Genomic DNA, 25,220 nt, shown 5'->3' on the forward strand with positions numbered 1-25,220 from the left:
CATCGAGTGCACTTCATGACCATCACGTTCGACAGCCCGTCCGCAGACAAGGCTCTTCTCGAAGAAGGCCTCGCCTTTACCCCGAAATTCGACGCGCATGGCCTTGTCACTGCCGTGGTCACGGACGCCCGCGATGGTGAGTTGCTGATGGTCGCACATATGAATGCCGAGGCCATCGCACTCACGCTCGAGACCGGCATCGGCCACTATTTCAGCCGGTCGCGGGGCAAGATCTGGAAGAAGGGCGAAAGCTCCGGAAATCTGCAGACCGTCAAGGAAATCCGTGTCGATTGCGACCAGGATGCGATCTGGCTCAAGGTCGAGGTCGCTGGCCATGATGCGACCTGCCACACGGGCCGCCGTTCCTGCTTTTACCGCGCAGCCAGCCTCGATGAAGGCAAACCGGTTCTGACGGTCGCGGATGACCATCGCCATTTCGACCCCGACGCCATCTACGGCGCGTGAGGAATAGCCCGGCCCTAACGAATTCGTAAGCAGACAGTGTCCTAATGTCCTTCGGAGTGTTCAGCGAATGGGGTATGCGGAGATGCTGAACTGGAGTTTGATGGCAGGCGGTGGCACCAATCTGGCGCAACCGAACAGAGATGGCGCGGCTGGTGGATCGGGTCCCCCCGTCCCGGTCGCCAGTCGCAGCAAAGCAAAGGTCGCCTTGGCGCTCGGCGGCGGTGCCGCACGCGGATGGGCGCATATCGGCGTGCTGCGCGCCCTTGACGAAGAAGGTATCGAAGTCGGCATGATCGCGGGCACCTCGATCGGGGCGCTGGTCGGCGGATGCTATCTTGCAGGCAAGCTCGACGAACTGGAGGCTTTTGCCCGTTCGCTGACCATGCGCCGCATAGCCTCCCTTCTCGATCTGACCATCGGTGGTGGCGGATTGCTCGGCGGCATGCGGCTGACCAAGCGCATGCAGGAGCATCTTGAGGGGCTGACGGTCGAACAGCTACCGAAACCCTTCGTGGCAGTCGCCTCGGAGCTGAACAGCGGCCACGAAGTCTGGATCGACGGCGGCAATCTGATCACGGCGCTCAGGGCGTCCTACGCCCTGCCCGGCATCTTCGAACCGGTCCGCTGCAACAATCGAACGCTCATCGATGGCGCACTCGTCAATCCGGTACCGGTTTCCGTCTGCCGCTCCTACGAGCAGCCGCTGGTGATGGCCGTGAACCTTCACTATGACGTGTTCGGTCGTTCGGCGGTGGTGAAACACAAGGCCTCTGCGCCGGCGGATCAACCGCCGGAAGAACGCGCGCCGAGCAAGGTCGGCCTGACCGGCGTCATGGTCCAGGCCTTCAACATCATCCAGGACCGGATCTCGCGCGCACGGCTTGCTGGCGATCCGCCGGATCTCGCACTTCATCCGCGGCTCAACGATATCGGGCTGTCCGAGTTCCACCGGGCCGGCGAAGCGATTGAACGCGGCTATGAAGAGGCGAAATCGCGCGTCAGCGAAATTCGTCGGATGCAGGAAGCCGTGTTGCGGTAGAAGCCGCGGGCGGAACGTACCGCCCGCGCCTAAACTGGGACCGAAGGTCAGCCGGCGATATAAGCCTTGATGTGTTCGGCCTCGGCTTCGATTTCGCGAATTCGCGACTTCACGACGTCACCGATCGAGATGATGCCCGACAGCTTGCCGGCGTCTTCGACCGGCACGTGGCGGAAGCGCCGGCTCGACATCATCTCCATCAATTCGTTCACGGACGTCTCCTCGCGGCAGCGATAGACGTTGGCCGTCATGAATCCGGAGACAGGCTGGTCGAAGGCATCGCGGCCGGCCGAACCCAGGGCCCGCACGACATCACGTTCGGTAAAGATCCCGACGATCCTGTTTTCCACGCCGACGACAACGACGGCACCGATCTTGTTTTCGTCGAGAACGCGTGCGGCTTCGCCGAGCGTCACGCTCGGGCTGATGGTGATAACGTTACGGCCTTTTTGCTCGAGTATGCTTCTGGCTGATGCAGACATTGTATCCTCCTCGCATTGGACGCTGTGCGTACGCAGGCCCCTCCCCGGGCGAGCGCCAGAAAATGGTGCCTGTTAATCAAGTGGAATGCAATATGCGGATTGGAAGGGGTGGTTTCAGATATGCTTGCGGTCAAAAAGCCGGAAACCGAAAAAGCCCATGAGAAAACCGCCGATATGCGCGTCCCAGGCGATGGCCGCGGAATCGGTGCCCATCAACGGCAGCCCCACGGCCACCGCCACATTGCCGAGGAACCAGACCAGGATGAAGATCTGCACCGTGCGATCCGACAGGGCAGCCGGGATCGTCAGCAGTGGAGGTTCGCGACCGGCTGCGGCCAAACGCAACCGGCCGCCGAATGCGAATCGGCAGGCGGCCCCCATGAGTGCCGAAATCACGCCGGAGGCACCAACCATCACGGAAGGCTCACCCCAGTTGACTGCGGCGTGCAATGCGGCGGCCGCGACGGCGGTCGCGATCCAGAAGACAAGGAACCGGCGCTCGCCTATGCGCCGGCATACCGGCGTGCCGAAGGCGGCAAGCCACAGACTGTTGAAGGCCAGATGCTCGAAGCTGCCATGCAGCAAAGAATATGTCACCGGCGACCAGAGCCAGGCGAAAGACTGCTCGCCCAACGGGTAGACGTAGCGCAGCGGCATAAAGGCAAATTCGAACGTGATCCAGTCATTGATGTCGGCCGAGAAGACAAGGGCCTGCAGGGCATAGATGCCGCAGACCAGCGCGAGAGACACCAGAACGCCCGTCGGAAGGTTGAAGATCGGCGGATTGACCGGCTTGGGTGATATCCGCGCTTCGCCATGCGGAGGAGCATCCGAATCGTGCCTGGTCTCGTCGGATGCTGCTGGATCGTCCGACATGGCGGGCTCCCGATATCATTTGTCGTCTCGTGTTAAACGACAATCGGCCCGTGCGAAAGCCCTTGTCGACGCCCCCTCGGGCAGCCCTTCCCGAGAGGAAAGCAAACGATATGTTAACGGCTGCAGGTCTAAGGTTCCATCGTAGAGGGGTAAACAGATCGCTCATGATGTATTCTTCGCAGGCCAGCCACAGCAATACGATTGCCTCGCCGGGTCAGCAGCGCGCCTTTCAGCGTGTTGCTGTCAACTTGCAGGGCCGGCTGATGCTGGCCAACTACGAAGAATATGTCTGCAAGGTCATCGACATGTCGCCGGGCGATGCTCGCTTCGTCTGCGCCGGCTGTCCGCGCCTCAACGAACGTGTCATCGCCTATATCGATCATCTCGGGCGCCTCGAAGGCACCGTGTCGAAGATCATGGATGACGGTTTCATCATCGAACTGACGGCGACTGCGCGCAAACGCGAGAAGCTGGCGGCGCAGCTGACCTGGATTGCCAACAAGCACGAACTCGGACTTCCCGAAGACCGCCGTCATGACCGCCTCACACCGCGGCAGGTTCTGACCGAGCTTACGCTCGAAGACGGCAAGACCTATCCTTGCCGTCTGATGGACCTTTCCCTTTCGGGTGCAGCCGTCGACATCGACATCCGCCCGCCCATCGGCACCGCGATCAGGCTCGGCAATATGCGCGGTCGCGTCGTGCGCCACTTCATGGAAGGCGTTGCCATCGAGTTCCTGTCGCTCCAGTCGCGCGAAGCCCTGACGGAATTCCTCTAGCCCCCCCCCTTTCAAGGTCGGCCGAGCGCCTGCGGAAACGCGGGCGCTTTTTTCGTTTCCGGATGACTAAGGCCATCTCCACAGTTCGTGCCAAAGCGGGACGCCGTTCAAAAAAAATTTCGAGCCCATCAAGCCGCGCGCTGCCGTTCACTGGACCTTTCAAGATTATTCGCGCACACGGTCTCAAGGCCCAGACGTCTCCTGCGGCCGAGAACCTCACGTTTCGGGGCACGCGGCCGGAACAAAGCTCTGCGCTTACCCTTTGTTTTTATTCACCAATCCATCGCCCTTCAGGCCAACGGAGACTAGAAAAGATAAAATGCGCAGAAAATTTTCGACAAATTTGCCGAAAGTTTAAATCGAAATTTCTTCAAATATAAATCAATACAAACTCAGTTTATCCGTTTATTATACTCAAAAGCCGGCGCTATAATTCGCGGTAGCTCAAATTATCTCTGTCATTACTGGCTCCGTAACCAGGAGACAAACAATGACAAGAAAGAAAACTCTCGGTATTGGATTTCTGGCCATCGCTTTCGCCGGGGCCCTTGGATTGCAGGCGCACGCAGCGCCGGCCAACATGCAGGTGATCGGCAAGGCAAACCCGCCGATCGGCCACTACGAATTCTGCCAGACCTACGCATCAGAATGCGCCGGCAGCTACAAGGATACCGGGCCGCTTGGACTTACCGAGCCGCTGTGGAAGACGATGCTGGAGGTGAATTACACCGTCAACTCGTCGATCACGCCGCTGACGGACATGGAGATCTACGGCGTTGAGGAACGCTGGGCCTATCCGCGCACGGTTGGCGATTGCGAGGATTTCGCCCTGCTCAAGCGCAAGATGCTCATCGATCGCGGCTTTGATCCGACAGATCTGCTGATCACCGTGGTGCTGCAGCCGAGCGGCGAAGGCCATGCCGTGCTGACGGTCCGGACAGATCACGGCGACTTCATTCTCGACAACATGCGCAACAAGGTGCTGCTGTGGTCGGATACGGAATACACCTATCTCAAGCGTCAATCCTCGACGGATCCCAGCCGCTGGGTCAAGCTCCAGGATGGCCGCGCGAGTTATGTTGGCAGCGTGAACTCCAACTGAGGTTTCAGCTTTAACGCATTGGCGCCGGTCCGTCCCCCGCATACCCGTCCCCCGACCGGAGCCATTCTGAGCCGGTCCCGTCCAACCGGGACCGGCTCTCTTTTTGCCGGAGAGCAATATTAACCGCGCCTTAACCATGATGATGGAAAGCTTGCGGAGGGTCGGTGCCGATAGCGTCGAGCGCGGCCGAACGGGAGCGGAAAACTCATGCAACACGGCACGGCCGATTTCGGCGCAGAGCAACATGTACCGCTTTTTTCTGCGCGCTTCCTTCTGGTCTCCGTCATCGCCATTGCACTCCTGGCCCTCGCCTCGCTCGGAATCAATGTTTACGGACGCCTCTATGGCGCGCAACTCGCCCTTGCCGGCCACAGCGACAGCCTCGACGTCTACGACATCACCATAGGCCGCGACGCATTACACCTGACCGCAAATACGCTTCGCTTCGAACCACAGCGGCGCAGCGGGGCGGCAGAACGCGTCGACCTTCAACTGCATTGGCCGTCGATGGAGGGCTATAGCCAGGCGCTTCGCCTTGCCTTCGACGACCTGGGTCAGGCACAGTCCCTGCTCTTCCTGCAGGTATCGCAAAGCACGATGTCGCGCGACATGTCAGGCCGGATAGAGCCAATATACCGGCATCTGACGATCGGCCCCGCCGAGACGGGCCCCGGCGGCTTGCAGATGCACCGGTTCAGGCCGGGAACCGGTTTCGAAGGGGAAGTCCTCCTGACGGCAGATGATGGCGATGGCGGACAATATGCAGTTCGCTGCCTCATCCCGACTGCCGACAAACTTGCCAGCAGCAGCGATTGCCAGCGTGACATTCACGTCGGCGAAGATCTGTCCGTACTCTACCGGTTCTCGAGCCGCCTGCTTCCGGAGTGGAAGCAGATCGATGCGGCCGTCCGCTCCTATGTGGAACAGCGCACCGACACGCTCACGCCCGCAGACACCGCTAAAATGCCGGCAAGACCATCAACAAAGCATTCATCATAAACCTCTTGGTAACGCACGCATCCTAAAGTCGCAGCCTGATGGTCGCGACCGGAGGAGAGCGTCCGGTTTGAAATGAACAGTTCAAAGAGTATCGTGGTGCATAAAGTTCTCGGAAGCCTCACATTCGCCGCTCCAATCCGTCGAGTCGTGATCGCCGTCGTTGCGGTCCTTTTTGCCGCGCTGGCAACGACGTCAGGTGCGAGTGCTGCCAAATATGCGGGCGTGGTCATCGACGCCAAGACCGGCAAGGTTCTCTATAGCGAAGACGCCGACAGCCTCCGCTATCCGGCATCGCTCACCAAGATGATGACGCTTTATCTGACGTTCGAGGCGCTCGAATCCGGCCGCATCTCGCTCAACAGCAAGGTTCCGATCTCCAAGAATGCCGCCAAGGAGCCGCCGTCGAAGCTCGGCGTCGGCGCTGGCCGCAGCATCACGGTCGAACAGGCAATCCTGGCGCTCGTGACGCGCTCCGCCAATGACGTTGCAACGGCGCTGGGCGAGTATCTCGGCGGCTCGGAGCAGCGTTTCGGCCATCTCATGACGGCCAAGGCTCGTAGCCTCGGCATGACCAAGACCACCTATCGCAATGCACATGGCCTGCCCAATACGGCACAGATGACAACAGCCCGTGACCAGGCCCGCCTTGGCATCGCGCTTCGTCAGCACTTCCCGCAGTATTACGGCTATTTCTCCACCCGGAGCTTCTCTTTCGGCAAGCAGACAATCGGCAACCACAACCGGTTGCTCGGTGCCGTGCGCGGCGTCGACGGCATCAAGACCGGCTATACCGGTGCTGCCGGCTACAATCTCGCAACCTCTGCCCAGGCCGATGGGCGCTCCATCGTTGCCGTCATTCTCGGCGCCTCCTCCGGTGCGCGCAGGAATGCCCAGATGACCGCACTCGTGCAGCGGTATCTCCCTCAGGCGTCTTCGGGTCGTTCCTCCGGCGATCTCGTCGCCAAGGTTCAGACGCCTGTTGCCGCCGAACCCGTCCAGGCAACGGCTTCGCTTGATGATGGTCATCCGAACCTGCCGCAGACAGGCCCGATGCCGGATCCTCGTTACGCCGGTGTCGCGCAGGCCTCGGCCTATGTCGCGGCTCCCACTGGAAATGCGGCAACCGCTGCGCTGAGCGGCATGCGCCCCGTCGCACCGGGCAGTTCTGAAAGCGTGCCCGTGCCGCAGCCTGCCCCGGCCTACATGCCGAACAGCGGCGCCATGGTCGCGCCTGCTGCAACCACTCAGTCTGTCGCTGCCGCTTCCGCCACGCCGCCGGATGTCGACACGGTCACCACTGCATCGACCAAGCCGACGTCTGGCTGGATCATCCAGATCGGCACATCGCCGGACAAGTCGCTGGCCATGGATCTTCTGCGCAATGCGCAAGAGAAAGGCGGACAGGTATTGCGTTCCGCCACCCCATTCACAGTCGCCTACAATGCGGGCTCACAGGAGATCTACCGTGCACGTTTCGGTGGCTTCGATGCGCAGAAGGATGCTGTCAACGCCTGCAAGCAGTTGAAACGCAAGGGTATCGGCTGTTGGGCAGCCGCCCAGTAACCACGCTGACCAAACCTCGATTTGTATTTTTGTACGAGGATAGCAAGATGGCTTCGAAAGACTTCAGAATCGGCAAAGTGGACGATCAGGACAATGGCGGGATTTTGCCAGCGTCGCATGTCCTGCATCCGCTGCACGAAGCCGCCTTCCGTCTGGCCGAAATCGGCGGCCGCGAGAAGCGCTCGAAGACGAAGGATCTGATCGGGCTGCTCCTGTCGCATGGCGCGCGCGCTTGGCGTTATTCCCAACCTGAAGTCAATATTCACCTGCATGTCGGCGCCCAGGGCGGGCGCTTTCCCGTCATCCTGCGCCTTCGCTGAACGAGAGTGAGCGCGGTGGCGATCTATGCTCTTGGCGAAAAACGCCCGCTATTGCCAGCTGCCGACCGCTACTGGATTGCACCAGGCGCTCAGGTCATCGGCGACGTGCGTCTCGGCCTAGATGTCGGCATCTGGTTCAATGCCGTGCTGCGCGGCGACAACGATCCCATCATCATCGGCGAAGGGACCAATATTCAGGACGGCGTGATGATCCATACCGATCCCGGGTTCCCGACCAAAATTGGTGACGGCTGCACGATCGGACACCACGCCATCGTCCATGGCTGCACGATCGGTGACAATTCCCTCATCGGCATGGGGGCGACCGTCCTGAACGGTGCCGTCATTGGCAAGAACTGCCTTGTGGGTGCCAATGCTCTGGTGAGCGAAGGCAAAGTCTTTCCCGACAACTCGCTCATTGTCGGCGCACCCGCACGGGTGGTCAGAACTCTTGATGACAACGCGGTGGCGCGTCTCAGGGTGTCAGCGGAAAGCTACGTCCGAAACTGGCAGCGCTTCGCGCGCGATCTTCAGCCGCTTTGAGCCTCAGGCCGCGCAGGCAGCGCACAGACCACGGATCTCGATTGTCGTCTTCTCAGCCTTGAAATTCTGCTTGCGCGTGATGGCACTGAGGTGGTGATCGACCTCGTGATCATGAAACTCGGTCACCTGATTGCATTTGTTGCAGATCATGAAGGCGACGGTGCCATGGCTGGCGCAGCCCTCATGGGGATGAGCGCAGGCGACGAACGCGTTGAGGCTTTCCAGCCGATGCACCATGCCGAATTCGACCAGCTTGTCGAGCGCCCTGTAGACCTGCAGCGGTGCCCGGAACCCATGGTCACGGAGCCGATCCAGCAGTGTATAGGCGGAAAGCGGGCCATCGGCTTCGACAAGGCTATCGAAGACGAGCGACTGGTTGCGGGTCAGATCGGTCTTAGGCATGGGGTCAACCTCGCGGGCGATCGTCAGCCATCGCCAGGCGCGGGCGCGGCAGAAGGCTGATCAGGAAGAGAAGCAGGGCCGCCACAACGATCGAAGGACCGGACGGGGTGTCGTAGGTCAGCGAGCCGAAGAGGCCAATGACGACCGCCACGGCACCGAGTAGCGAGGCAATCACGGCCATGGCCTCTGGCGAGACCGCAAAACGGCGGGCGGCGGCGGCCGGGATGATCAGGAGCGAGGTGATCAACATGATGCCGACGATCTTCATCGCAATCGCAATGACCAGCGCCATCAGCAGCATGAAGATGATGCGCGCGCGTTCCGGGTTCATGCCTTCGGCTTCGGCCAACTCGGCATTGACGGTGCCGGCAAGCAGCGGGCGCCAGAGATAGACGATCAGCGCCACAACAACGGCGCCGCCACCCCAGACGATTGCCACGTCCGTCGGCGTAACCGCGAGGATATCGCCAAAGAGGAAGGCGATCAGGTCGAAGCGCACCCAGGACATGAAGGCGACCATGACGAGACCGATGGCGAGCGTGGCGTGGCTGAGGATGCCGAGCAGCGCGTCGGCTGACAGGCCCTGACGTTTCTGCAGGACAATCAGGATCAGCGAAACCAGCGCCGCGACAACAAAGACGCTGACCATCAAATTGAGCGAGAAAAACAGCGACAAGGCGACGCCGAGCAGCGCGGAATGCGCCATGGTGTCGCCGAAATAGGCCATGCGCCGCCAGATGACGAAGCAACCGAGCGGCCCGGTGGTGAGCGCGAGGCCGATGCCGGCCAACATGGCGCGGACGAAGAAGTCATCGAGCATGGTGATGCTCCTTCGTGGTGTTTGCGGTCGTCAGCGCAGCAGGTCCGGAATCGTGGTCATGGCTGTGACCATGGGCGTGATCGTCATGATCATGATGGTCATGACTATGGACGTGATGCTCGCCGTCATTGCGACCGGCTGCTGCATGATGGTGGCCGTCCTCCGGATGGCAATGGTCCGTGATGCTCCCGTCCCCATGCAGAACGCGGCCGTCCGGCAGATGCGTGTGATCGTGGTCGTGGCTGTAGACGGCGAGCGTTCGGCTCGCCTTGTCGCCGAACAGGCGCATATATTCCGGACTGCTGCTGACCGCCGCCGGCGTTCCCCGGCAGCAGACGTGGCCGTTCAAACAGATCACCGTGTCGGTTTCCGCCATGACGATATGCAGGTCGTGGGAAATCAGCAGGATGCCGCAGCCCGTCGCATTGCGGATCGAGGTGATCAGATCATACAGCGCGATCTCGCCGGAAAAATCGACGCCCTGGACCGGTTCGTCGAGGACGAGAATATCGGGCTTGCGGGCCATTGCGCGGGCCAACAGAGCTCGCTGAAACTCCCCACCCGACAAATGCTGAACTTCGGCGCCGGCGAGATGGCGGATGCCGACGGCATCAAGCGCGCCTTCGATTTCATCGGCGCCGAGCGGCGCCGTCAGCGTCATCAGACGGCGGACGGTGAGCGGCATGGTCCAATCGACGGCAAGCCGCTGCGGCACGTAGCCGATGCGCAGGTTCGGCTTGCGATCCACCCGCCCCTCGTCGGCGCGCAAAATACCGGTCGCCAATTTGGCGCTGGTCGATTTGCCGGAACCATTCGGGCCAATCAGGGTGACGATTTCGCCTGAGCGGACGGAGAAGTCGACGCCGCGCACCAGCCAGCGTCCGTTGCGATAGACCCCGGCACCCGCCAGTGACACCAGCGGCTCCGCATCCCATGTTTTCAAGGCTGCCATACACTTCCCGGAAATTTGCTGTTGCGGACACCTATGCCACACGTTATAGCATTACGCAATTGATGTAATAGTATTACGTTACAGCCTTGAAGGACGTCACCATGAACTCTATCCGCCGCGGATTGACCGCTTCCGTCGCATCCCTGCTCTTTTCGCCGGCCATTGCCATGGCGGAGCCGCAGGTCGTCGTGTCGATCAAGCCGATCCATTCGCTGGTGGCCTCGATCATGAAAGGGGTCGGCGAACCGTCGCTGGTCGTCGAAGGCGCCGCCTCGCCCCATACCTATACACTGAAACCCTCCAACGCCCGTGCGCTGGAGAAAGCCGATCTGGTGTTCTGGGTGGGTCCGGGCCTCGAAGCCTTCCTCGATAAGCCGCTGGAGGCTCTCGCCGGCAAGGCCAAGGTCGTGGAACTCGAAGATGCTCCCGGCCTCAATAAGCTGCCCTTCCGCGAAGGCGGTGCCTTCGAGGCACATGATCACGGCGAGCACGCGGGCGACGAGCATGCCGAAGGCGAGCATCATGAGCACGAGGCTGCAGATGCAACGGCCCATGAAGAAGAGGGTCACGACCATCATGCCGAGGAGGACCATGACCATGCCGCAGAGGGCGGCGAAGGCCATGAACATGAGCATGAAGGCGAGCACGACCACGAACATGGCGGCACGGATATGCATCTCTGGCTCGATCCCGCCAATGCCAAGGCCATGGCGTCGGTCATCGCCACGTCGCTGATCGAGGCCGATCCTGCGAACAAGGCAACCTATGAAACAAATGCCGCTGCGCTCAATGCCGAGATCGACGCGCTCGATACCGACATCGCCGCAACAGTTGCCCCCGTTGCCGACAAGCCCTTTGTGGTGTTCCACGATGCCTACCAGTATTTCGAAAACCGGTACAAAGTCCGTGTGGTCGGTTCCGTGACCGTCAGCCCCGAGACCATGCCTGGTGCAGAGCGCCTGTCGCAGATCCATGCGAAGATCGTCGAACTGGGCGCGGCTTGCGTGTTCGCCGAACCGCAATTCGAGCCGAAGCTGATCAACGTCGTGATCGAAGGCACCAATGCCAAATCAGGGACACTGGATCCAGAAGGCGGCGCGCTTTCGGAAGGGCCGGAACTCTATGGTCAGTTGATGCGCAACCTTGCGACGTCGATTGCGGCTTGCCTGTCGCAATAACCACTCCTCCCCCGGACAGGAAGGCGGGGCCACGGCCTCGCCTTTTTTGTCCTATCGATTGTTATGTTATTACATTTACTGGAGAGCCTGATGAAGAAGCTTCCCGTCACCGTATTGTCCGGCTTTCTCGGCGCTGGGAAAACCACCCTGTTGAACCACGTGCTGGCAAACCGTCAGGGCTTGAGAGTTGCCGTGATCGTCAACGACATGAGTGAAGTCAACATCGACGCAGCCCTCGTACGCGGCGGGGACGCCGCCCTTTCGCGCACGCAGGAACAGTTGGTGGAAATGAGCAATGGTTGCATCTGTTGCACCCTGCGTGACGATCTGCTCAACGAAGTGCGCGGACTCGCCGAACAAGGGCGATTCGACTACCTGCTGATCGAAGCCACGGGTATCGCTGAACCGCTGCCGATCGCCACCACCTTCGATTTCCGGGACGAGGAAGGGCGCAGCCTGTCCGACATCGCGCAACTGGACACCATGGTGACGGTCGTGGATGCGGCAAACCTGCTGCGTGACTACTCATCGAGCGATTTTCTTTCCGATCGCGGTGAAACGGCCGGTGAAAACGACAACCGGACGCTTGTTGACCTTCTCGTCGAGCAGATCGAATTCGCCGACGTGATCATCCTCAACAAGGTGGGCGCAGCCAGCCCCGATCAACTCGACGCGGCCCGCAAGATTATCGGCGGGTTGAACGCCAGCGCCCGTGTGATCGAGACGGAATTCGCCAAGGTGGACCCGCACGACATCCTTGGGACCGGGCTGTTCGACCTGGCCAAGGCCGAGACGCACCCGCTCTGGTTCCAGGAACTGCACGGCTTTCGCGACCATGTGCCGGAGACGGAGGAATATGGCATCCGCTCCTTCGTCTATCGCGCCCGCGCGCCGCTTGATCCGACGCGTTTCCGCGACTTCCTCGATCGCTCCTGGCCAGGCGTCATCCGTGCCAAAGGCTTTTTCTGGCTCGCGACACGTCCGCATCATGTCGGGGAACTGAGCCAGGCAGGACCGCTGGTGCGCACGACGAGAATGGGGCTGTGGTGGGCGTCCGTTCCGAAATCGCGGTGGCCTGATGATCCGGGTTTTCTCAATGCCATGGCGCCTTATCTCGATGCCGAATGGGGCGACCGGCGGCAGGAGATCGTGTTTATCGGTGCCGACCCGATGGACCAGGAACAGATCACTGCGGAGCTTGACGCCTGCCTCGTGCCTGCAACACGCTTCACGCCGACTGCCTGGGAAGGACTGCCGGACCCCTTCGCACGCTGGGCGTGACGCTCAGAGGCGGCCGCGACGAGCGAGAAGCGAAAGCACCAGATCTGCCCCAGCCTCGCCTGCGGGCAGATCCGTCTGCAGCCTGTTCCAGACGTCGTCATAGCCGGAAAGCATGGTGGCGCGTTGTGGCGTATTGCTCGACAAGCGTTCCGCCCAGCGCACCAGACTTGCCGGTCGCAGCACGTCGTTGAAATATTCGGGCACGATGGCGTAGTCCGCGATCAGATTGGGCAGGGCTCCCGTCCAGACCTTGATCCGGTTCGCCATCATCCGGATGATCCAATCACCCTTGTAGGTGGAGACGACGGGCACATAGGCCAATGCGAGCTCCAGAATCACCGTACCCGATGCCGCGATCGCGGCATCTGCCTCCTCGAACGCCTTCCACTTGGCCTCATCGCCGAGCAGGATCTCGGGACGCAGCGCCCAAGAGGCGGTCATCCCGCGAACACGGGCCTCCTGGCGGGGCACTGTCGGCAGCACGAAACGAGTCTTGCCGTTCCGAGCGACGTACTCCTCCATTGCCGCACCGAAGACCGGCAGAAGCTGGGTAATCTCCGCGCCACGCGATCCCGGCAAAAGCAGGATCGTGCGCTCATCACCCACAGCTCTGACGGACCGCGCCTTGCGGGCTTCCCGCACACGCAGGATCTCGGCATGAGTTGTCAGTCGGTGACCGATGAAATGCGTCTTCGGGCCGCCCAGTCGCTCCATCACCTGGGGCTCGAAGGGAAGCACGGCCAAAACTTCGTCGACATAAGGGAGCATCGCCTTGGCCCGGTATTCCTTCCAGGCCCAGACGCTCGGGCAGACATAGTTGACCACCGGCAGATCGGGAAGTGCCTTGCGGACCCGCTTGGCGACCCTGTGCGTAAAATCGGGGCTATCGACGATCAAAAGCAGATCCGGCTTTGCGGCAATGATGGCGTCCGACGTTACCGAGATCAGCTTGATCAGGCGCGGCAGCTTCGACAGAACCTGCGTGATCCCCATGATCGACAGTTCGGAGAAATCGAAGAGCGATTGCAGTCCCTGCCCTGCCAGAGCCTCGCCACCGACGCCGATGACATCGACGCGGCCGGCATGGCGCTGTTTCAAGGCTGCGATGAGATCGGCGCCGAGCAGGTCACCGGAAACTTCACCGGCAATGACGGCGATCTTGAGTGGCTTCTCGCTCATGGGCCTTTGTCCTTTCCCGATCGCTCGATGCCGACAACGAAGAGGCCCGCCGCATCTGCAGCAGCAATCATCGCGTCTCGCTCGACGACCAGGGCCCGTCCCGCCTCAACGGCAATGCCGGCAAGGCCTGCCGCCTTGGCATTTTCCACGGTCGATACGCCGATGGTCGGCAGATCGGCCCGCAGATCCTGCTGGGGTTTGCACAGCTTGACGATCACGCCCCTGCGGCGCTGGGAGATGCGCCCTTCGGCCCTCAGGCCCGCCACACGAGCGAGCATGGCGTCGGTTCCCTCGACGCCCTCGAGGGCGACGATGCGCCCGCCAACGCTCACAGCGCCCTGCCCCACGTCCAGGCGTCCGAGCGTCTCTGCCGCATCCGCCGCCCGCTCGATATCCCTGATATCGTCGTCGGAGGGCTTAGCCTTTCCGAGCGGACCGACGGTTGCCAACAGTCCGGGAAGGATTTCATGTGCACCCAAGACTTCGCAGCCCTGGGCCTCGATCAGCGAAATCACCATGCGCAGCACGGCATCATCGCCGCCCGCCAACAAGGTCCTGAGCGCCATGGGCAGCTTCAGAATGGAGCGGAGGTTGACGTGGATCTCACCGAAGGCAGGACGCTTCTTGACCGCGCCCGACATGACGACGCGACCGATCCCATGCCTTTGAAACAGGGCAGAGAGGCCCGCCATGTCTCCGACCCCGATCACCGCCGTCTCGTAGCTCTGCCAGTCGGCATCCGCTTCGTTCTTCAGGCGCAAGATGAATGGATCTTCACCCGCGGCACGCGCGGCTTCTGCCAAGAATAGCGGGAGCTTGCCGCTGCCGGCGATGATGGCGAGGCGACCTTTCGATGCCAGGCGTCCTGTTGCGCTGGCGGACGTCATGGCGTCAGTTCTTGCCGCGATGGGGCGACGAGAGCGCGCGATCGCTGTCGGCTGCAATGAAATCCAGGATTTCGATCACCTGCGGGCAGTCGAGATAGTCGTCGCGGATTGCTGCCGCATTGGCACGGGCAGAGCCCTCGCCCTCGAAGATCTGCTTGAAGGCGCGGCGCACCTGATGAATGATCGAGCGTTCGATCCCCGCACGGGTCATTCCGACGACGTTGAGGCCGCCGAGGATACCGGGATTGCCGTTCAGCATGCCATACGGGATCACGTCGTAGCTGACGGCGGAGAGACCGCCGATAAAGGCGTTGCGGCCGATGCGTGTGAACTGGTGGACGGCGCATCCACCACTCAGGATCACATGATCGCCGACGTGAACGTGCCCGGCCAGCATGACATTGTTCGACAGGATGATATTGCTGGCGAGAATGCAGTCATGGGCGACATGCGAATTGGCCAGGAAGAGACAATTGTCGCCGACGCGGGTAATCCCGCCGCCGCCAACCGTGCCCGAGTTCATCGTCACGCCTTCACGCATGGTGCAGTTCGCACCGACGACAAGGCGCGAATCCTCGCCGGCTTCATGCAGGCTCTGCGAGACGCCGCCGATGACGGCCATGGGGAAGATCCGGCTGTTCTCACCGATTTCGGTCAGGCCGGACACCACGGCGTTCGAAAGGAGCTCCACACCATCCTTCAGCGTCACACGCGGTCCGACATGGCAGAAAGGGCCAATGCGCACGTTCTCGCCAATGACTGCGCCGGCTTCAACGACCGCCATCGGATGGATCACGGCAGTGGCAGCAATGGTGCTCATTTTGCGTCCTTGCGCATGATCATGGCACCGATGTCGGCCTCCGCCGCCAACTGGCCATCCACCTTGGCATCACAATGGAACTTCCAGATGTTGCCGCGCTGCTTCTGCTTCACGACGTGATATTCGACGCGATCACCCGGAACCACGGGCTTGCGGAAACGGGCATTGTCGATGGTCATGAAATAGACGAGGTTGCCGGCTTCGCCCTGCTTGCGCGCGCAAATGGCGCCAGCAGTCTGCGCCATGCCTTCGACGAGCAGAACACCCGGCATGATCGGAGATTCAGGAAAATGGCCGGTGAAATGCGGCTCGTTCGCCGTCACGTTCTTGATGCCGATGGCAGAATCGTCACCGTCGATCTCGATGATCTTGTCGACGAGCAGAAACGGGTAGCGATGCGGCAGAAGCCGCATGATTTCGAGGATATCAGCGGATCCCAATTCGCTCTTCGTGGCGGCGTCAGTCATTGCTGGCTCCTTTGTCCTTTGCGCGGCTATCGTAGCGGCTCAACGTCTCGGCCACTTCGCGCAGATAATCCTTCAGAGGGCGGGCCGGGACACCGCCGTATTTTTCGCCCGGGGGCACGTCTGCCAGAACGCCGCTCATGGCGGCGATCTGAACCCCGTCACCAATCTTGATATGGCCGTTGACGCCGGCTGCGCCACCAATCATCACGCCATCGCCGATCACCGTACTGCCGGCAATGCCGACCTGGCTGACAATGCCGCAGTGGCGACCGATGCGAACGTTATGACCGACCTGAACCAGATTATCGATCTTGGTCCCCTCGCCAATGACCGTGTCGTCCATGGTGCCACGATCGATCGTCGTGTTGGCGCCGATTTCCACATGATCCTGGATGATCACGCGACCGACCTGGACGATCTTGATCATGCCACGCGGACCCGGCGCATAACCGAAGCCGTCCTGGCCGATACGAGCACCGTTGTGGATGATCACATTGTTGCCGACCAACGCCACTTGCACTGTCGCGCCCGCAGCAATCGTGCAGTCGCGTCCAATGCGGACACCGGGTCCGATCACAGCACCCGGCCCGATGCGCGTGCCGCTGCCAACCTCAGCATGCGCACCAATCACGGCCATTGCCTCGACTTCGACGCCATCTTCGAGGCGCGCCGTCGGATCGACATACGCGGCCGGCGAGATGTTGGCCGGTTCGCTGGTCATGCGGACCGGACGAAGGCCTTCGGGATGCAGAAGCGCGCCGGCCAACGCAAAGGCCGTCTGGGCACTTTTCGCCAACAGAACGGGAATATGCGCCGGAACCAGCGACACCAGCGCTTTTTCACAGAAGATGGCCGATGCATTGCAGGTGAGAAGGTCGTCGCGATTGCGACGGGAGAGGATGTAGCAGACATCACCCGCCTTGGCGCGGGCAACGGGCGAGACTGACCGAATGATCGTCTCGCCCTTTGCGGCATCCGTCAATTCCGCCCCCGTATGAGCTGCAAGCGCAGCCAGGGTCACCCCTGAATGGGGCGGAAAGAAATGATTGTGCTCCATCAGAAAACGCTCCAGAACGTCAACCTGTCAGCAGTTCTGGACCGCTCGCCTTAGAACTGGTTCGCCATGCTGAACCGGAATTCCTGCGTATCGTCGTAGTCTTCCTTGGCGACCGGAACAGCATAGTCGAAGCGAAGCGCACCAAACGGCGAGTTCCACTGAATGCCGGCGCCAACCGACGCACGGATCGCCATATCGGTACCGTCAGCACCCGCATCGTTCTTCAGCTTGCTGCCGAACAGGGTACCAGCATCGGCGAAGATCGCGCCACGGAAGCCGAGATCCTGCGGAACGGCAGGCAGCGGGAACGTCGCTTCGGCCGAAGCGGTGAAGTAAGTGGTACCGCCAATGGAATCGCCGCCCATACGCGGACCGATACCGCTGTTGGCAAAGCCACGGATTTCCTTGCCGCCGATCTTGAACTGATCGAAGACGTTCAGGTTGTCGCCGAGGGCAACGACGTGACCGGCCGAACCAGCAAGCGAGCCGACGACATCGAACTCATCCGACAGCGTGTAGAAGAGGCGCGCACGGGCATAAGCCTTGTAGAAGTCGGAATCGCCGCCGAGACCCGCATATTCATGCGTGAAGCTGGCATAGATGCCTTCATGCGGGTTCTGGCGATCGTCAACCGTGTTGTACACGATCGAATGACCAATGATCGACTGCGTCCACGTGCTGCCGGTGATGGCATCGATATACGGCTGAGCGATCGTGTCGTCGCCACCGCCTGCAACGCCGTTGGCACCGAAGGCACCGTCGTTGATGTAGTCGATCTGCTTGTAGGTATAGCGCAGCGTCGTTGCCAGATCTTCGGTGATCGGAGCGGTCACACGAACCGTCGCACCCTGCTCTTCGTAGTCGTACTGCGAATTGCTGCTGGTCGAGCTCTTGAAGACGTCGAAGCCGGCGGCAAGGCGGTAACCGAGGAAATAAGGCTCGGTGAAGGAGAAGTTGTACGTCTGGGTGTCGTCGAAACCACCACCAGCGGCAACGCGGATGAACTGACCACGTCCGAGGAAGTTCTTTTCTTCAACCGACGCTTCCAGAACGACGCCACCGTTATCGACGGAGTAGCCAGCACCGATACCGAACGAACCGGTCGGCTGGTCCTGCACATCTACAACGACCACGACGCGGTCCGGCGAACTGCCAGGCTGGGTCGAGATGTTGACCGCCGAGAAAAAGCCGAGTGCTTCGAGGCGGCGCTTGGCGCGCGAGATGGTTTCCTGGTTGAAGGCATCGCCTTCGGAAATATCGAATTCGCGACGAATGACGTAGTCGCGGGTCCGGGTGTTGCCACGAACTTCGATGCGCTCGACATAGGCGCGCTCACCCTGGTCGACGAGATAGGTCACGCCGATGGTGTTGTTTTCGAAGTTGCGGTCGCCACGCGGAACGACGCGCGCAAACGGATAACCGGCCGACGACACGCGGCGGGAAATGGCTTCCATCGACTTCTGAACGTCGCGGGCGCTGTAGGTGCTGCCCTCATGAGTCTCGAGAAGCCCCTGGAGCTGAGCCGCATCGACACCATCAACCGTCGATTCCACGGTGACCGCGCCGAACTTGTAGCGCTGACCTTCATCCACCGTGATGTTGATCGTATATTCGTTGCCGGCCTCGTTCAGCACGGCTTCCGAAGAGATTACGCGGAAGTCGGCATAACCGTGGTTATAATAGAACTGACGAAGCGCTTCCTCGTCGGCGCGCAACTTGTCTTCGTTGTAGACATCCTTGCGGGTCAGGAACGACAGAAGGCCTGACTCCTTCGTCTGCAGCACGGATGCGAGACGACCGTCGGAATAGGCGTTGTTGCCGCTGAAATTGATGGAGCTGATCTTGGTGCGCTCACCCTCGTTGATCACGAAGGCGAGGTTGACACGACCTTCAGCCACCGGAACGACCTGCGTCGTCACTTCAACATCGCTGCGGCCGATTGCGGTATAGGCTTCCTTGATGCGCTGGATATCGGCGCTGATCAGGCTGTCACTGTACGGACCCTGCGGCTGCGTCTGCACGATGCCGGCGAGCTTGTCGTCCTTGATCTTGCGGTTGCCGTTGAACACCACCTGGTTGACCAGCTGGTTTTCGGCGACCGTCACAACCAGCGTGCCGCCGGATACGGAGATCTGAACATCCGAGAAGAAGCCGGTCGCGTAAAGACGCTTCACGGATTCGTCGATATCGGCATTCGAGAAGGTTTTGCCAGGCTGAATGGAGAGGTTCGAGCGGACAGCTTCCGCCCCCACACGCTGAGCGCCACGCACGTCGACCCGCTGGATGACAGCAGCCTGGGCTGCAGCAGCCGAAGCAATCACGGCAACACTTGCGCCCGTAGACACGATACCAGCAGACAGCGCGACCGCCGACACTGCGTTCAAAAATCTTGAACCAGCCTTCATGTGTGTACTTTACCTTCTTCCATTGTCCCGCAGTCCTAACCCCGACTCCGGCCCGTGTGTGGTTTTAGCGGGTTTTACCCTACAAGCAAGACTGCGCGTTAATTTCTGTTTACTTCATTTGAATCCGTGGCCCAATCGCCACTATCAATTTGAAACATCGTAAACAAATCCTTCCACAGCTTGCAAGATCGACCTCAGCCTATCAACCGGCTGATGTCGTTCCAGGTGGCAAACACCATCAGGGAGAGGATCATTGCCAGACCGATACGGAAAGCAACCTCCTGCGCCCCCTGACCCATCGGCCTCCCGCGCACTGCTTCAATCGCGTAGAGAACGAGATGGCCGCCGTCAAGGACCGGAACTGGCATCAAATTCAAAAGCCCCAGCGAAACGGAAAGAACCGCTGCCAGATTTAACAGAGCGATAACGCCGAGGGTGGCCATTTCGCCCGAGGCCTGCACGACACGGACCGGACCGCCGAGTTGGTCGGCATTCATCCGGCCGGCGATCATGTTGCCGATGTAGTCGAAGGTACCGGTGACAATGTGCCCGGTCTGACGAACACCTTCCCAAACCGCCTGCGGCGGCGAGAGCTCAACGATACGGAAATTGCCGGCTTTCTGATCGGTGATAATCCCGATCTGGCCGACTTCCATCGAATTGCCAAAACGGTCGGTCGTTACGGCGCGCTTGGGGACGATGGGGAAATCGATCTCCTGCCCTGCGCGGCGCACGGTCACGGTCACGGGCACTTCCGGACGCATGGTGATATAGCGAACCACATCATCGAAGGTCTCGATGGCATGGCCATCCAGCGCGACCAGCACGTCCCCACGTTCGATGCCGGCCGTTTCTGCGGCGCTGCCCTGTTTCAGATCCGCTACGACAGGATCCGAGACCGGCTTACCCATGGTGCCGAACATCACCGCGAAAATGACGATCGCAAGCAGGAAGTTGGCAATCGGGCCGGCCGCAACCGTGATCGCACGCTTCCACAGCTTTGCGCCGTTCAGCGTCTGCGCCTTTTCCGCGTCGCTCAGGTCTTCAATGGCTTTCCCGTCAGGCATGCTGGCCGCGTCGGCATCACCAAAGAACCGCACATAACCGCCCAGCGGAATTGCCGAAATCTTCCAACGGGTTCCATGACGATCGGTGAAGCCAACGAGTTCAGGACCGAAGCCGACGGAGAAGGCCAGAACCCGGATGCCTGACAATCTGCCAGCAAGATAATGGCCCATCTCGTGGATGAAGACGAGCAGGGAGAGAATGAGGATGTAGGGGAGAATATACCCGCCGAGAAAGCCGAGGACTGCACTCATGTGATCCGTCATCCCTATCAGATTGCCGCCGTGGCTGAGGCCAATCCCTCTTCGCCTGGCCCCTTACCCGATCAGAGACCGAAGAGAAAGGCGCCCATGGATACCACGGACTGGCTTGCGCCCGCAGAAAAACCTATCGCCAGGAAGAATGCGGCAAAACAGGCAAATACAAGGCCATCGACGCGGTCCATCACGCCACCGTGGCCGGGAATGAGATTGCTCGAATCCTTGACCCCGAAACGGCGCTTGATGAAGGACTCGAAAAGGTCGCCGATCTGGCTCGCGATCGACAGTGCAAGCGCCACCGCAACGGTCCACAGACCGACATCCTGGAAATGGGCCATAACGACAAGATAACCGCCAACCACCCCAGCCAGCATGCCCCCAATGGCGCCCGACCACGTCTTGCCGGGCGAGATGCGCGGTGCAAGCTTCGGACCGCCGATGGCGCGACCGACGAAGTACGCGAGGATATCCGTCGCCCAGACGACAACGAAGACGAAGAGCATGGCGATGAGGCCGAGCGAATCATCGCCGCGGATGGCGGCGAGCGAGATCATGCTGAGGCCTGAGTAAAACAGGCCGCCCGGATGCCACCAGCTCATCCGACGCAGCAGAGCCGGAATTGCCGCCGTAATCACAAGCCCCGCAAAAAGCGGCACGGTGAAATCTGCCGAACCGAACAGCATGTTGAGGCTGACGAGCGCCATGGAGAACCAGCCGAACGTATTCGACCGCAGGCTCGTCTCGGCGAGCCGTGTCATTTTGGACCACTCGTAATAAACCAGCAGGCCAATTCCGGCAGCGAGGAAACGAAACGCCATGCCGCCCGCCCAAGTGGCGGCAAGCACGACGATGACCATGACGATGGCAGAATAGATGCGCAGTTGAAGCTCGCGCGAGATTGAAAGTGTCATGAGCCGACCGCCACGACCTTCGAGGACAGGCCGCCAAAGCGGCGGTCCCGGGCGGCAAACCGCTCCAGCACGGCATCAAAGACGGCCGGCGTGAAGTCGGGCCAGAAATCCGGCACGAACATCAGTTCGGCATAAGCCGACTGCCACAACAGAAAATTCGAGAGGCGCTCCTCGCCGCTGGTTCGGATGACCAGGTCGGGATCAGGGATCCCGGCCGTGTCGAGGCTGTCATTGATCTTCTGTGCATCGATCTGGCACGGATCGAGGCGACCGGCCTGGACTTCGCGGGCGAGACGGGCAGCAGCGCGCGCGATCTCGTCACGTGCGCCGTAATTGAAGGCGATGACGAGGGTCATGCCCGTATTGTCGGCCGTTCGCTCCTCGGCTTCGAGCAGCAGAGCGCGAATGTCCTCGCGCAAATTGACCCGGTCTCCGATGATGCGAATCCGGACGGCCGCCTTGTGCAGATCCGCCAGATCGCGGCGAATGAACGCTTTCAGCAGGCCGAAGAGTTCGTTGACCTCGGCTTCCGGGCGACGCCAATTTTCCGAGGAGAAGGCAAACAGCGTGAGGAAGGCCACGCCCGCTTCGCGCGCAGCCTTGACCGTATCACGGACCGTTTCCACGCCCTTGCGATGGCCGAACGTCCTCGGCAAGCCCCGTGCATTCGCCCAACGACCGTTGCCGTCCATGATAATCGCAACATGCTGCGGTACGATGCGCTGTGGTGCTCTCGACATGGGCTCCGGTCCGGGCGGCAAGGGAAATGGTTTAAACGAACGACTCTCGTTTAAACCTGCATGATTTCCTTTTCCTTGTCGGCGAGCAAGCGATCGACGTCGACAATCGTGTCGTCCGTCATCTTTTGAACCTTATCCGACAGGGAACGGCTATCATCCTGGCTGATGGAGCCGTCCTTTTCGCCCTTTTTGAGGCCGTCCATGCCGTCGCGGCGAACATGGCGAATCGCGACCTTTGCCTTTTCCGCATAATCATGCGCGACCTTGACGAGCGACTTGCGGCGCTCTTCGTTCAGTTCCGGCAAAGGAATGCGCAGGTTCTGACCGTCCATGATCGGATTGAGCCCGAGATTGGCTTCGCGAATGGCGCGATCGACGGCGTTCACCATCGACTTGTCCCAGATCGATACACCCAGCATGCGCGGCTCAGGAACCGTCACGTTGGCGACCTGGTTCAACGGCACACGCGAGCCGTAGGCATCGACCGTCACCGGATCGAGAATGTTGGCCGAGGCGCGCCCCGTGCGCAGCGAGGCGATGTCGTTCTTGAATGCATTGATCGCGCCGTCCATGCGGCGCTTGATGTCGTTGAGATCAACCCCTGCGGTCATCCTGGTTCTCCCATTGCTCATTCAGCCGGCGGCCCTAGCAAAGGGCGCCCATGGTTGTTGGATCAGTTGTCGGTGACGATGGTCATGCGACCAGCGCCGGACAGGATTTCGCCGAAACCGCCCTTCTCGTGGATCGAGAAGACGATGATCGGAATGTGGTTTTCGCGCGCAAGCGCCACAGCTGCCACGTCCATGACGGCAAGTCCCTTCTGCAGGACTTCATCATGCGTCAGACGCTCGAAACGGGTGGCATGAGGATCCTTCTTCGGGTCCGCCGAGTAGATGCCGTCGACCTGCGTGCCCTTGAAGATGGCCTGCGCACCGATTTCGGCGGCACGGAGTGCTGCGGCGGAATCGGTGGTGAAGAACGGGTTGCCGGTACCGCCGGCAAAGATCACCACCCTGCCCTGTGCCAGATGGTGCAAGGCAGCGCGCTGCGAGAAGCTCTCGCAGATTTCCGGCATGGCAATTGCCGACAGGACGACCGTATCGATGTCCAGCTTGCGCAGCGAGGTCGCGAGCGCGAGCGCGTTGATGACAGTCGCCAGCATGCCCATGTGGTCACCGGTGACGCGATCGCCGCCCTTGGAGGCTACGGCCACGCCCCGGAAGATGTTTCCACCGCCGACGACGACGCCGACCTCGACGCCCATGCGCCGCGCTTCCGCGATATCGCCGGCGATCCGATCGGCCACAGCGACATCGATCCCGAAGCCCTGGCTTCCCATGAGGGCCTCGCCGGAAGCCTTGAGGAGAACGCGTGTGAACAATGGCTTGGCGGTCATGTGTGCTCCCGAAATCAATTCAGTGCCGGATACACGAAGGGCATCGCGTTGTCACGCGATGCCCGATGTTTTCCCTCGAAAGGAGTGGCCAGATCAGCCCTTGGCGACAGCAGCAACTTCTGCTGCGAAGTCGCTTTCTTCCTTCTCGATGCCTTCGCCGAGCAACAGACGTGCCATGCCGGTGATTTCGATCGGCGCGCCGGCATCCTTTTCGGCAGCCTTGATGGCGTCGCCGACGGTCAGGTCCGGGTTGATGACGAAAGCCTGCGAGAGAAGAGCGACTTCTTCGAAGAACTTGCGCATGCGGCCTTCAACCATCTTTTCGATGATCGCGTCCGGCTTGCCCGAGGCGCGCGACTGTTCGATGAAGACGTTGCGCTCGCGCTCGGCGACGGCGGCATCGACTTCTTCCGAACGGATAGCGAGCGGGTTGGTGGCTGCGATGTGCATGGCAACCTGGCGGCCGATGGCGGACAGAACGTCCTTGTTGCCGGTCGACTTCAGGGCGACGAGCACGCCAAGCTTGCCGAGGCCTTCAGAAGCAGCATTGTGGACGTAGGTCGCGACAACACCGTCTTCGACCGAGAGCTTGACGGCGCGGCGCAGCGTCATGTTCTCGCCGATATGGGCAATCGCATCCTTGATGGTGTCGGTGACGGTCTTGCCGCTGGCCGGATAGGTGGCAGCGCCGATCGCTTCGACGGAACCGTCGGTGCCGATGGCAACGGAAGCCACACCGCGGACGAGGTCCTGGAAGGCATCGTTACGGGCAACGAAGTCGGTTTCGGAGTTGACTTCGACGACAACAGCCGAGGTGCCGTTGCCGTTGATGCCGATCAGGCCTTCGGCTGCGGTACGGCCCGACTTCTTGTCAGCCTTGGCGATACCCTTGGCGCGCAGCCAGTCGATGGCGGCTTCGACGTCGCCGTCGTTCTCGATGAGAGCCTTCTTGCAATCCATCATGCCTGCGCCGGACTTCTCGCGCAGTTCCTTAACCAGTGCTGCAGTGATTTCAGCCATTGTGTGCCTCTTGTCTGTTCAAGCGATGCACCAGACGATCAGGATCGCGGAGCATGCTGTTTGGGGGACGAAATGTACCCGGAAGTGTGACAACGTGATGAAGCAGGTCACCACGAAAACCTTGAACGCATTCGGGACCGTATCTGTGACAGGTCACCGGAATTGCGAGGCCGCCCGAGGCTCCAATGAGCGTCCGGGCGGCCGTATCCCTT

Annotated in this window: 27 protein-coding genes; 10 read left to right on the plus strand and 17 right to left on the minus strand. The window is 60.8% G+C overall.

The window, feature by feature from the left end:
* The first annotated feature begins 15 nt into the window (after nucleotides 1–15).
* Nucleotides 16–465 carry a phosphoribosyl-AMP cyclohydrolase gene (gene hisI / locus DFO46_RS08045; RefSeq protein ID WP_120276952.1) on the plus strand — a complete coding sequence of 150 codons (450 nt, stop codon included), beginning with the start codon at nucleotides 16–18 and terminating at the stop codon, nucleotides 463–465.
* A gap of 82 nt (nucleotides 466–547) precedes the next feature.
* Nucleotides 548–1,504, plus strand: a complete 957-nt coding sequence (locus DFO46_RS08050) for a patatin-like phospholipase family protein (protein WP_120278183.1) — start codon at nucleotides 548–550, stop codon at nucleotides 1,502–1,504.
* Between the two features lie 47 nt (nucleotides 1,505–1,551).
* Here DFO46_RS08050 and DFO46_RS08055 read toward each other — a convergent pair whose 3' ends face one another.
* Both DFO46_RS08055 and DFO46_RS08060 read right to left on the minus strand, forming a co-directional pair.
* Nucleotides 1,552–1,986: a CBS domain-containing protein gene (locus tag DFO46_RS08055; protein WP_120276953.1), complete on the minus strand. Its 435-nt coding sequence runs from the start codon at nucleotides 1,984–1,986 to the stop codon at nucleotides 1,552–1,554.
* A 114-nt stretch (nucleotides 1,987–2,100) separates the two neighbouring features.
* Nucleotides 2,101–2,862 carry a rhomboid family intramembrane serine protease gene (locus tag DFO46_RS08060; protein WP_120276954.1) on the minus strand — a complete coding sequence of 254 codons (762 nt, stop codon included), beginning with the start codon at nucleotides 2,860–2,862 and terminating at the stop codon, nucleotides 2,101–2,103.
* 167 nt (nucleotides 2,863–3,029) lie between these two features.
* On the opposite strand from DFO46_RS08060, the gene DFO46_RS08065 reads away from it, so the two are divergent.
* The 6 genes from DFO46_RS08065 to DFO46_RS08090 all read left to right on the plus strand — a co-directional run bounded on the left by DFO46_RS08065 (nucleotide 3,030) and on the right by DFO46_RS08090 (nucleotide 8,168).
* Nucleotides 3,030–3,641, plus strand: coding sequence for a PilZ domain-containing protein (locus DFO46_RS08065; protein ID WP_110793269.1), 612 nt, complete (start codon nucleotides 3,030–3,032; stop codon nucleotides 3,639–3,641).
* A gap of 490 nt (nucleotides 3,642–4,131) precedes the next feature.
* A complete protein-coding gene (locus DFO46_RS08070) occupies nucleotides 4,132–4,743 on the plus strand; it encodes a transglutaminase-like cysteine peptidase (protein ID WP_120276955.1) in 612 nt (203 codons plus the stop codon).
* A gap of 207 nt (nucleotides 4,744–4,950) precedes the next feature.
* Nucleotides 4,951–5,742: a hypothetical protein gene (locus DFO46_RS08075; RefSeq protein WP_120276956.1), complete on the plus strand. Its 792-nt coding sequence runs from the start codon at nucleotides 4,951–4,953 to the stop codon at nucleotides 5,740–5,742.
* Nucleotides 5,743–5,814: 72 nt separating this feature from the next.
* Nucleotides 5,815–7,305 (plus strand): SPOR domain-containing protein, encoded by a 1,491-nt coding sequence (locus DFO46_RS08080; RefSeq protein WP_120276957.1) that lies wholly within the window; start codon nucleotides 5,815–5,817, stop codon nucleotides 7,303–7,305.
* Nucleotides 7,306–7,352: 47 nt separating this feature from the next.
* Entirely contained in the window at nucleotides 7,353–7,625 is a 273-nt protein-coding gene (locus DFO46_RS08085; RefSeq protein ID WP_245422534.1) for a hypothetical protein, read from the plus strand.
* A gap of 15 nt (nucleotides 7,626–7,640) precedes the next feature.
* Nucleotides 7,641–8,168, plus strand: coding sequence for a gamma carbonic anhydrase family protein (locus DFO46_RS08090; protein ID WP_120276958.1), 528 nt, complete (start codon nucleotides 7,641–7,643; stop codon nucleotides 8,166–8,168).
* Nucleotides 8,169–8,171: 3 nt separating this feature from the next.
* On the opposite strand, the gene DFO46_RS08095 is transcribed toward DFO46_RS08090, so the two are convergent.
* The 3 genes from DFO46_RS08095 to DFO46_RS08105 are packed head-to-tail and all read right to left on the minus strand — an operon-like array spanning nucleotide 8,172 to nucleotide 10,342.
* Nucleotides 8,172–8,570, minus strand: coding sequence for a Fur family transcriptional regulator (locus tag DFO46_RS08095; RefSeq protein ID WP_110793002.1), 399 nt, complete (start codon nucleotides 8,568–8,570; stop codon nucleotides 8,172–8,174).
* Between the two features lie 4 nt (nucleotides 8,571–8,574).
* A complete protein-coding gene (locus tag DFO46_RS08100; RefSeq protein ID WP_120276959.1) occupies nucleotides 8,575–9,390 on the minus strand; it encodes an iron chelate uptake ABC transporter family permease subunit in 816 nt (271 codons plus the stop codon).
* Entirely contained in the window at nucleotides 9,380–10,342 is a 963-nt protein-coding gene (locus tag DFO46_RS08105; protein WP_120276960.1) for a metal ABC transporter ATP-binding protein, read from the minus strand. The genes DFO46_RS08100 and DFO46_RS08105 overlap by 11 nt, the downstream gene beginning before the upstream one ends.
* A gap of 101 nt (nucleotides 10,343–10,443) precedes the next feature.
* Here DFO46_RS08105 and znuA point away from each other — a divergent pair, with 101 nt between their 5' ends.
* Together znuA and DFO46_RS08115 are read left to right on the plus strand one after the other, a co-directional pair.
* Nucleotides 10,444–11,520: a zinc ABC transporter substrate-binding protein ZnuA gene (gene znuA, locus DFO46_RS08110; RefSeq protein ID WP_120276961.1), complete on the plus strand. Its 1,077-nt coding sequence runs from the start codon at nucleotides 10,444–10,446 to the stop codon at nucleotides 11,518–11,520.
* An 87-nt stretch (nucleotides 11,521–11,607) separates the two neighbouring features.
* Nucleotides 11,608–12,801: a GTP-binding protein gene (locus DFO46_RS08115; protein WP_120278185.1), complete on the plus strand. Its 1,194-nt coding sequence runs from the start codon at nucleotides 11,608–11,610 to the stop codon at nucleotides 12,799–12,801.
* Between the two features lie 3 nt (nucleotides 12,802–12,804).
* Here the strand turns inward: DFO46_RS08115 and lpxB are convergent, their stop codons facing one another.
* The 12 genes from lpxB to tsf all read right to left on the minus strand — a co-directional run bounded on the left by lpxB (nucleotide 12,805) and on the right by tsf (nucleotide 25,008).
* Entirely contained in the window at nucleotides 12,805–13,980 is a 1,176-nt protein-coding gene (gene lpxB / locus DFO46_RS08120) for a lipid-A-disaccharide synthase (protein WP_120276962.1), read from the minus strand.
* Nucleotides 13,977–14,867, minus strand: coding sequence for a UDP-2,3-diacylglucosamine diphosphatase LpxI (gene lpxI, locus DFO46_RS08125; protein WP_120276963.1), 891 nt, complete (start codon nucleotides 14,865–14,867; stop codon nucleotides 13,977–13,979). The genes lpxB and lpxI overlap by 4 nt, the downstream gene beginning before the upstream one ends.
* Nucleotides 14,868–14,871: 4 nt before the next feature.
* Nucleotides 14,872–15,687, minus strand: coding sequence for an acyl-ACP--UDP-N-acetylglucosamine O-acyltransferase (gene lpxA, locus DFO46_RS08130; protein ID WP_110793009.1), 816 nt, complete (start codon nucleotides 15,685–15,687; stop codon nucleotides 14,872–14,874).
* The gene (fabZ, locus tag DFO46_RS08135) at nucleotides 15,684–16,154 is read right to left on the minus strand and encodes a 3-hydroxyacyl-ACP dehydratase FabZ (protein ID WP_110793010.1); all 471 of its coding nucleotides are present in this window, start codon (nucleotides 16,152–16,154) and stop codon (nucleotides 15,684–15,686) included. The genes lpxA and fabZ overlap by 4 nt, the downstream gene beginning before the upstream one ends.
* Nucleotides 16,147–17,211 (minus strand): UDP-3-O-(3-hydroxymyristoyl)glucosamine N-acyltransferase, encoded by a 1,065-nt coding sequence (gene lpxD, locus DFO46_RS08140; protein ID WP_120276964.1) that lies wholly within the window; start codon nucleotides 17,209–17,211, stop codon nucleotides 16,147–16,149. The genes fabZ and lpxD overlap by 8 nt, the downstream gene beginning before the upstream one ends.
* A gap of 50 nt (nucleotides 17,212–17,261) precedes the next feature.
* Nucleotides 17,262–19,616 carry an outer membrane protein assembly factor BamA gene (gene bamA / locus DFO46_RS08145; protein ID WP_120276965.1) on the minus strand — a complete coding sequence of 785 codons (2,355 nt, stop codon included), beginning with the start codon at nucleotides 19,614–19,616 and terminating at the stop codon, nucleotides 17,262–17,264.
* A gap of 194 nt (nucleotides 19,617–19,810) precedes the next feature.
* Nucleotides 19,811–20,935, minus strand: coding sequence for an RIP metalloprotease RseP (gene rseP / locus DFO46_RS08150; protein ID WP_245422535.1), 1,125 nt, complete (start codon nucleotides 20,933–20,935; stop codon nucleotides 19,811–19,813).
* A gap of 71 nt (nucleotides 20,936–21,006) precedes the next feature.
* A complete protein-coding gene (locus DFO46_RS08155; RefSeq protein ID WP_120278186.1) occupies nucleotides 21,007–21,840 on the minus strand; it encodes a phosphatidate cytidylyltransferase in 834 nt (277 codons plus the stop codon).
* Between the two features lie 8 nt (nucleotides 21,841–21,848).
* Nucleotides 21,849–22,592 carry an isoprenyl transferase gene (locus DFO46_RS08160; RefSeq protein ID WP_110793014.1) on the minus strand — a complete coding sequence of 248 codons (744 nt, stop codon included), beginning with the start codon at nucleotides 22,590–22,592 and terminating at the stop codon, nucleotides 21,849–21,851.
* A gap of 50 nt (nucleotides 22,593–22,642) precedes the next feature.
* Entirely contained in the window at nucleotides 22,643–23,203 is a 561-nt protein-coding gene (gene frr, locus DFO46_RS08165) for a ribosome recycling factor (protein ID WP_110793015.1), read from the minus strand.
* A 62-nt stretch (nucleotides 23,204–23,265) separates the two neighbouring features.
* Nucleotides 23,266–23,988: a UMP kinase gene (gene pyrH, locus DFO46_RS08170; protein ID WP_110793016.1), complete on the minus strand. Its 723-nt coding sequence runs from the start codon at nucleotides 23,986–23,988 to the stop codon at nucleotides 23,266–23,268.
* A gap of 93 nt (nucleotides 23,989–24,081) precedes the next feature.
* Nucleotides 24,082–25,008 carry a translation elongation factor Ts gene (tsf, locus tag DFO46_RS08175; RefSeq protein WP_120276967.1) on the minus strand — a complete coding sequence of 309 codons (927 nt, stop codon included), beginning with the start codon at nucleotides 25,006–25,008 and terminating at the stop codon, nucleotides 24,082–24,084.
* Nucleotides 25,009–25,220: the final 212 nt, after the last annotated feature.

It is taken from the genome of Rhizobium sp. AG855, assembly GCF_003610655.1.
Lineage (GTDB): Bacteria > Pseudomonadota > Alphaproteobacteria > Rhizobiales > Rhizobiaceae > Allorhizobium > Allorhizobium wuzhouense.

What these genes read in the sequence shown, in the direction of transcription:
- frr (WP_110793015.1), bottom strand. Translation starts at nt 23,203, where the DNA reads ATGACCGCAGGGGTTGATCTCAACGACATCAAGCGCCGCATGGACGGC.
- DFO46_RS08080 (WP_120276957.1), top strand. Translation starts at nt 5,815, where the DNA reads ATGAACAGTTCAAAGAGTATCGTGGTGCATAAAGTTCTCGGAAGCCTC.
- hisI (WP_120276952.1), top strand. Translation starts at nt 16, where the DNA reads ATGACCATCACGTTCGACAGCCCGTCCGCAGACAAGGCTCTTCTCGAA.
- DFO46_RS08060 (WP_120276954.1), bottom strand. Translation starts at nt 2,862, where the DNA reads ATGTCGGACGATCCAGCAGCATCCGACGAGACCAGGCACGATTCGGAT.
- DFO46_RS08050 (WP_120278183.1), top strand. Translation starts at nt 548, where the DNA reads ATGCTGAACTGGAGTTTGATGGCAGGCGGTGGCACCAATCTGGCGCAA.
- tsf (WP_120276967.1), bottom strand. Translation starts at nt 25,008, where the DNA reads ATGGCTGAAATCACTGCAGCACTGGTTAAGGAACTGCGCGAGAAGTCC.
- znuA (WP_120276961.1), top strand. Translation starts at nt 10,444, where the DNA reads ATGAACTCTATCCGCCGCGGATTGACCGCTTCCGTCGCATCCCTGCTC.
- bamA (WP_120276965.1), bottom strand. Translation starts at nt 19,616, where the DNA reads ATGAAGGCTGGTTCAAGATTTTTGAACGCAGTGTCGGCGGTCGCGCTG.
- DFO46_RS08075 (WP_120276956.1), top strand. Translation starts at nt 4,951, where the DNA reads ATGCAACACGGCACGGCCGATTTCGGCGCAGAGCAACATGTACCGCTT.
- lpxI (WP_120276963.1), bottom strand. Translation starts at nt 14,867, where the DNA reads ATGACGTCCGCCAGCGCAACAGGACGCCTGGCATCGAAAGGTCGCCTC.
- lpxB (WP_120276962.1), bottom strand. Translation starts at nt 13,980, where the DNA reads ATGAGCGAGAAGCCACTCAAGATCGCCGTCATTGCCGGTGAAGTTTCC.
- lpxA (WP_110793009.1), bottom strand. Translation starts at nt 15,687, where the DNA reads ATGAGCACCATTGCTGCCACTGCCGTGATCCATCCGATGGCGGTCGTT.
- DFO46_RS08095 (WP_110793002.1), bottom strand. Translation starts at nt 8,570, where the DNA reads ATGCCTAAGACCGATCTGACCCGCAACCAGTCGCTCGTCTTCGATAGC.
- DFO46_RS08085 (WP_245422534.1), top strand. Translation starts at nt 7,353, where the DNA reads ATGGCTTCGAAAGACTTCAGAATCGGCAAAGTGGACGATCAGGACAAT.
- fabZ (WP_110793010.1), bottom strand. Translation starts at nt 16,154, where the DNA reads ATGACTGACGCCGCCACGAAGAGCGAATTGGGATCCGCTGATATCCTC.
- rseP (WP_245422535.1), bottom strand. Translation starts at nt 20,935, where the DNA reads ATGAGTGCAGTCCTCGGCTTTCTCGGCGGGTATATTCTCCCCTACATC.
- DFO46_RS08070 (WP_120276955.1), top strand. Translation starts at nt 4,132, where the DNA reads ATGACAAGAAAGAAAACTCTCGGTATTGGATTTCTGGCCATCGCTTTC.
- DFO46_RS08100 (WP_120276959.1), bottom strand. Translation starts at nt 9,390, where the DNA reads ATGCTCGATGACTTCTTCGTCCGCGCCATGTTGGCCGGCATCGGCCTC.
- DFO46_RS08160 (WP_110793014.1), bottom strand. Translation starts at nt 22,592, where the DNA reads ATGTCGAGAGCACCACAGCGCATCGTACCGCAGCATGTTGCGATTATC.
- DFO46_RS08065 (WP_110793269.1), top strand. Translation starts at nt 3,030, where the DNA reads ATGTATTCTTCGCAGGCCAGCCACAGCAATACGATTGCCTCGCCGGGT.
- pyrH (WP_110793016.1), bottom strand. Translation starts at nt 23,988, where the DNA reads ATGACCGCCAAGCCATTGTTCACACGCGTTCTCCTCAAGGCTTCCGGC.
- DFO46_RS08055 (WP_120276953.1), bottom strand. Translation starts at nt 1,986, where the DNA reads ATGTCTGCATCAGCCAGAAGCATACTCGAGCAAAAAGGCCGTAACGTT.
- lpxD (WP_120276964.1), bottom strand. Translation starts at nt 17,211, where the DNA reads ATGGAGCACAATCATTTCTTTCCGCCCCATTCAGGGGTGACCCTGGCT.
- DFO46_RS08105 (WP_120276960.1), bottom strand. Translation starts at nt 10,342, where the DNA reads ATGGCAGCCTTGAAAACATGGGATGCGGAGCCGCTGGTGTCACTGGCG.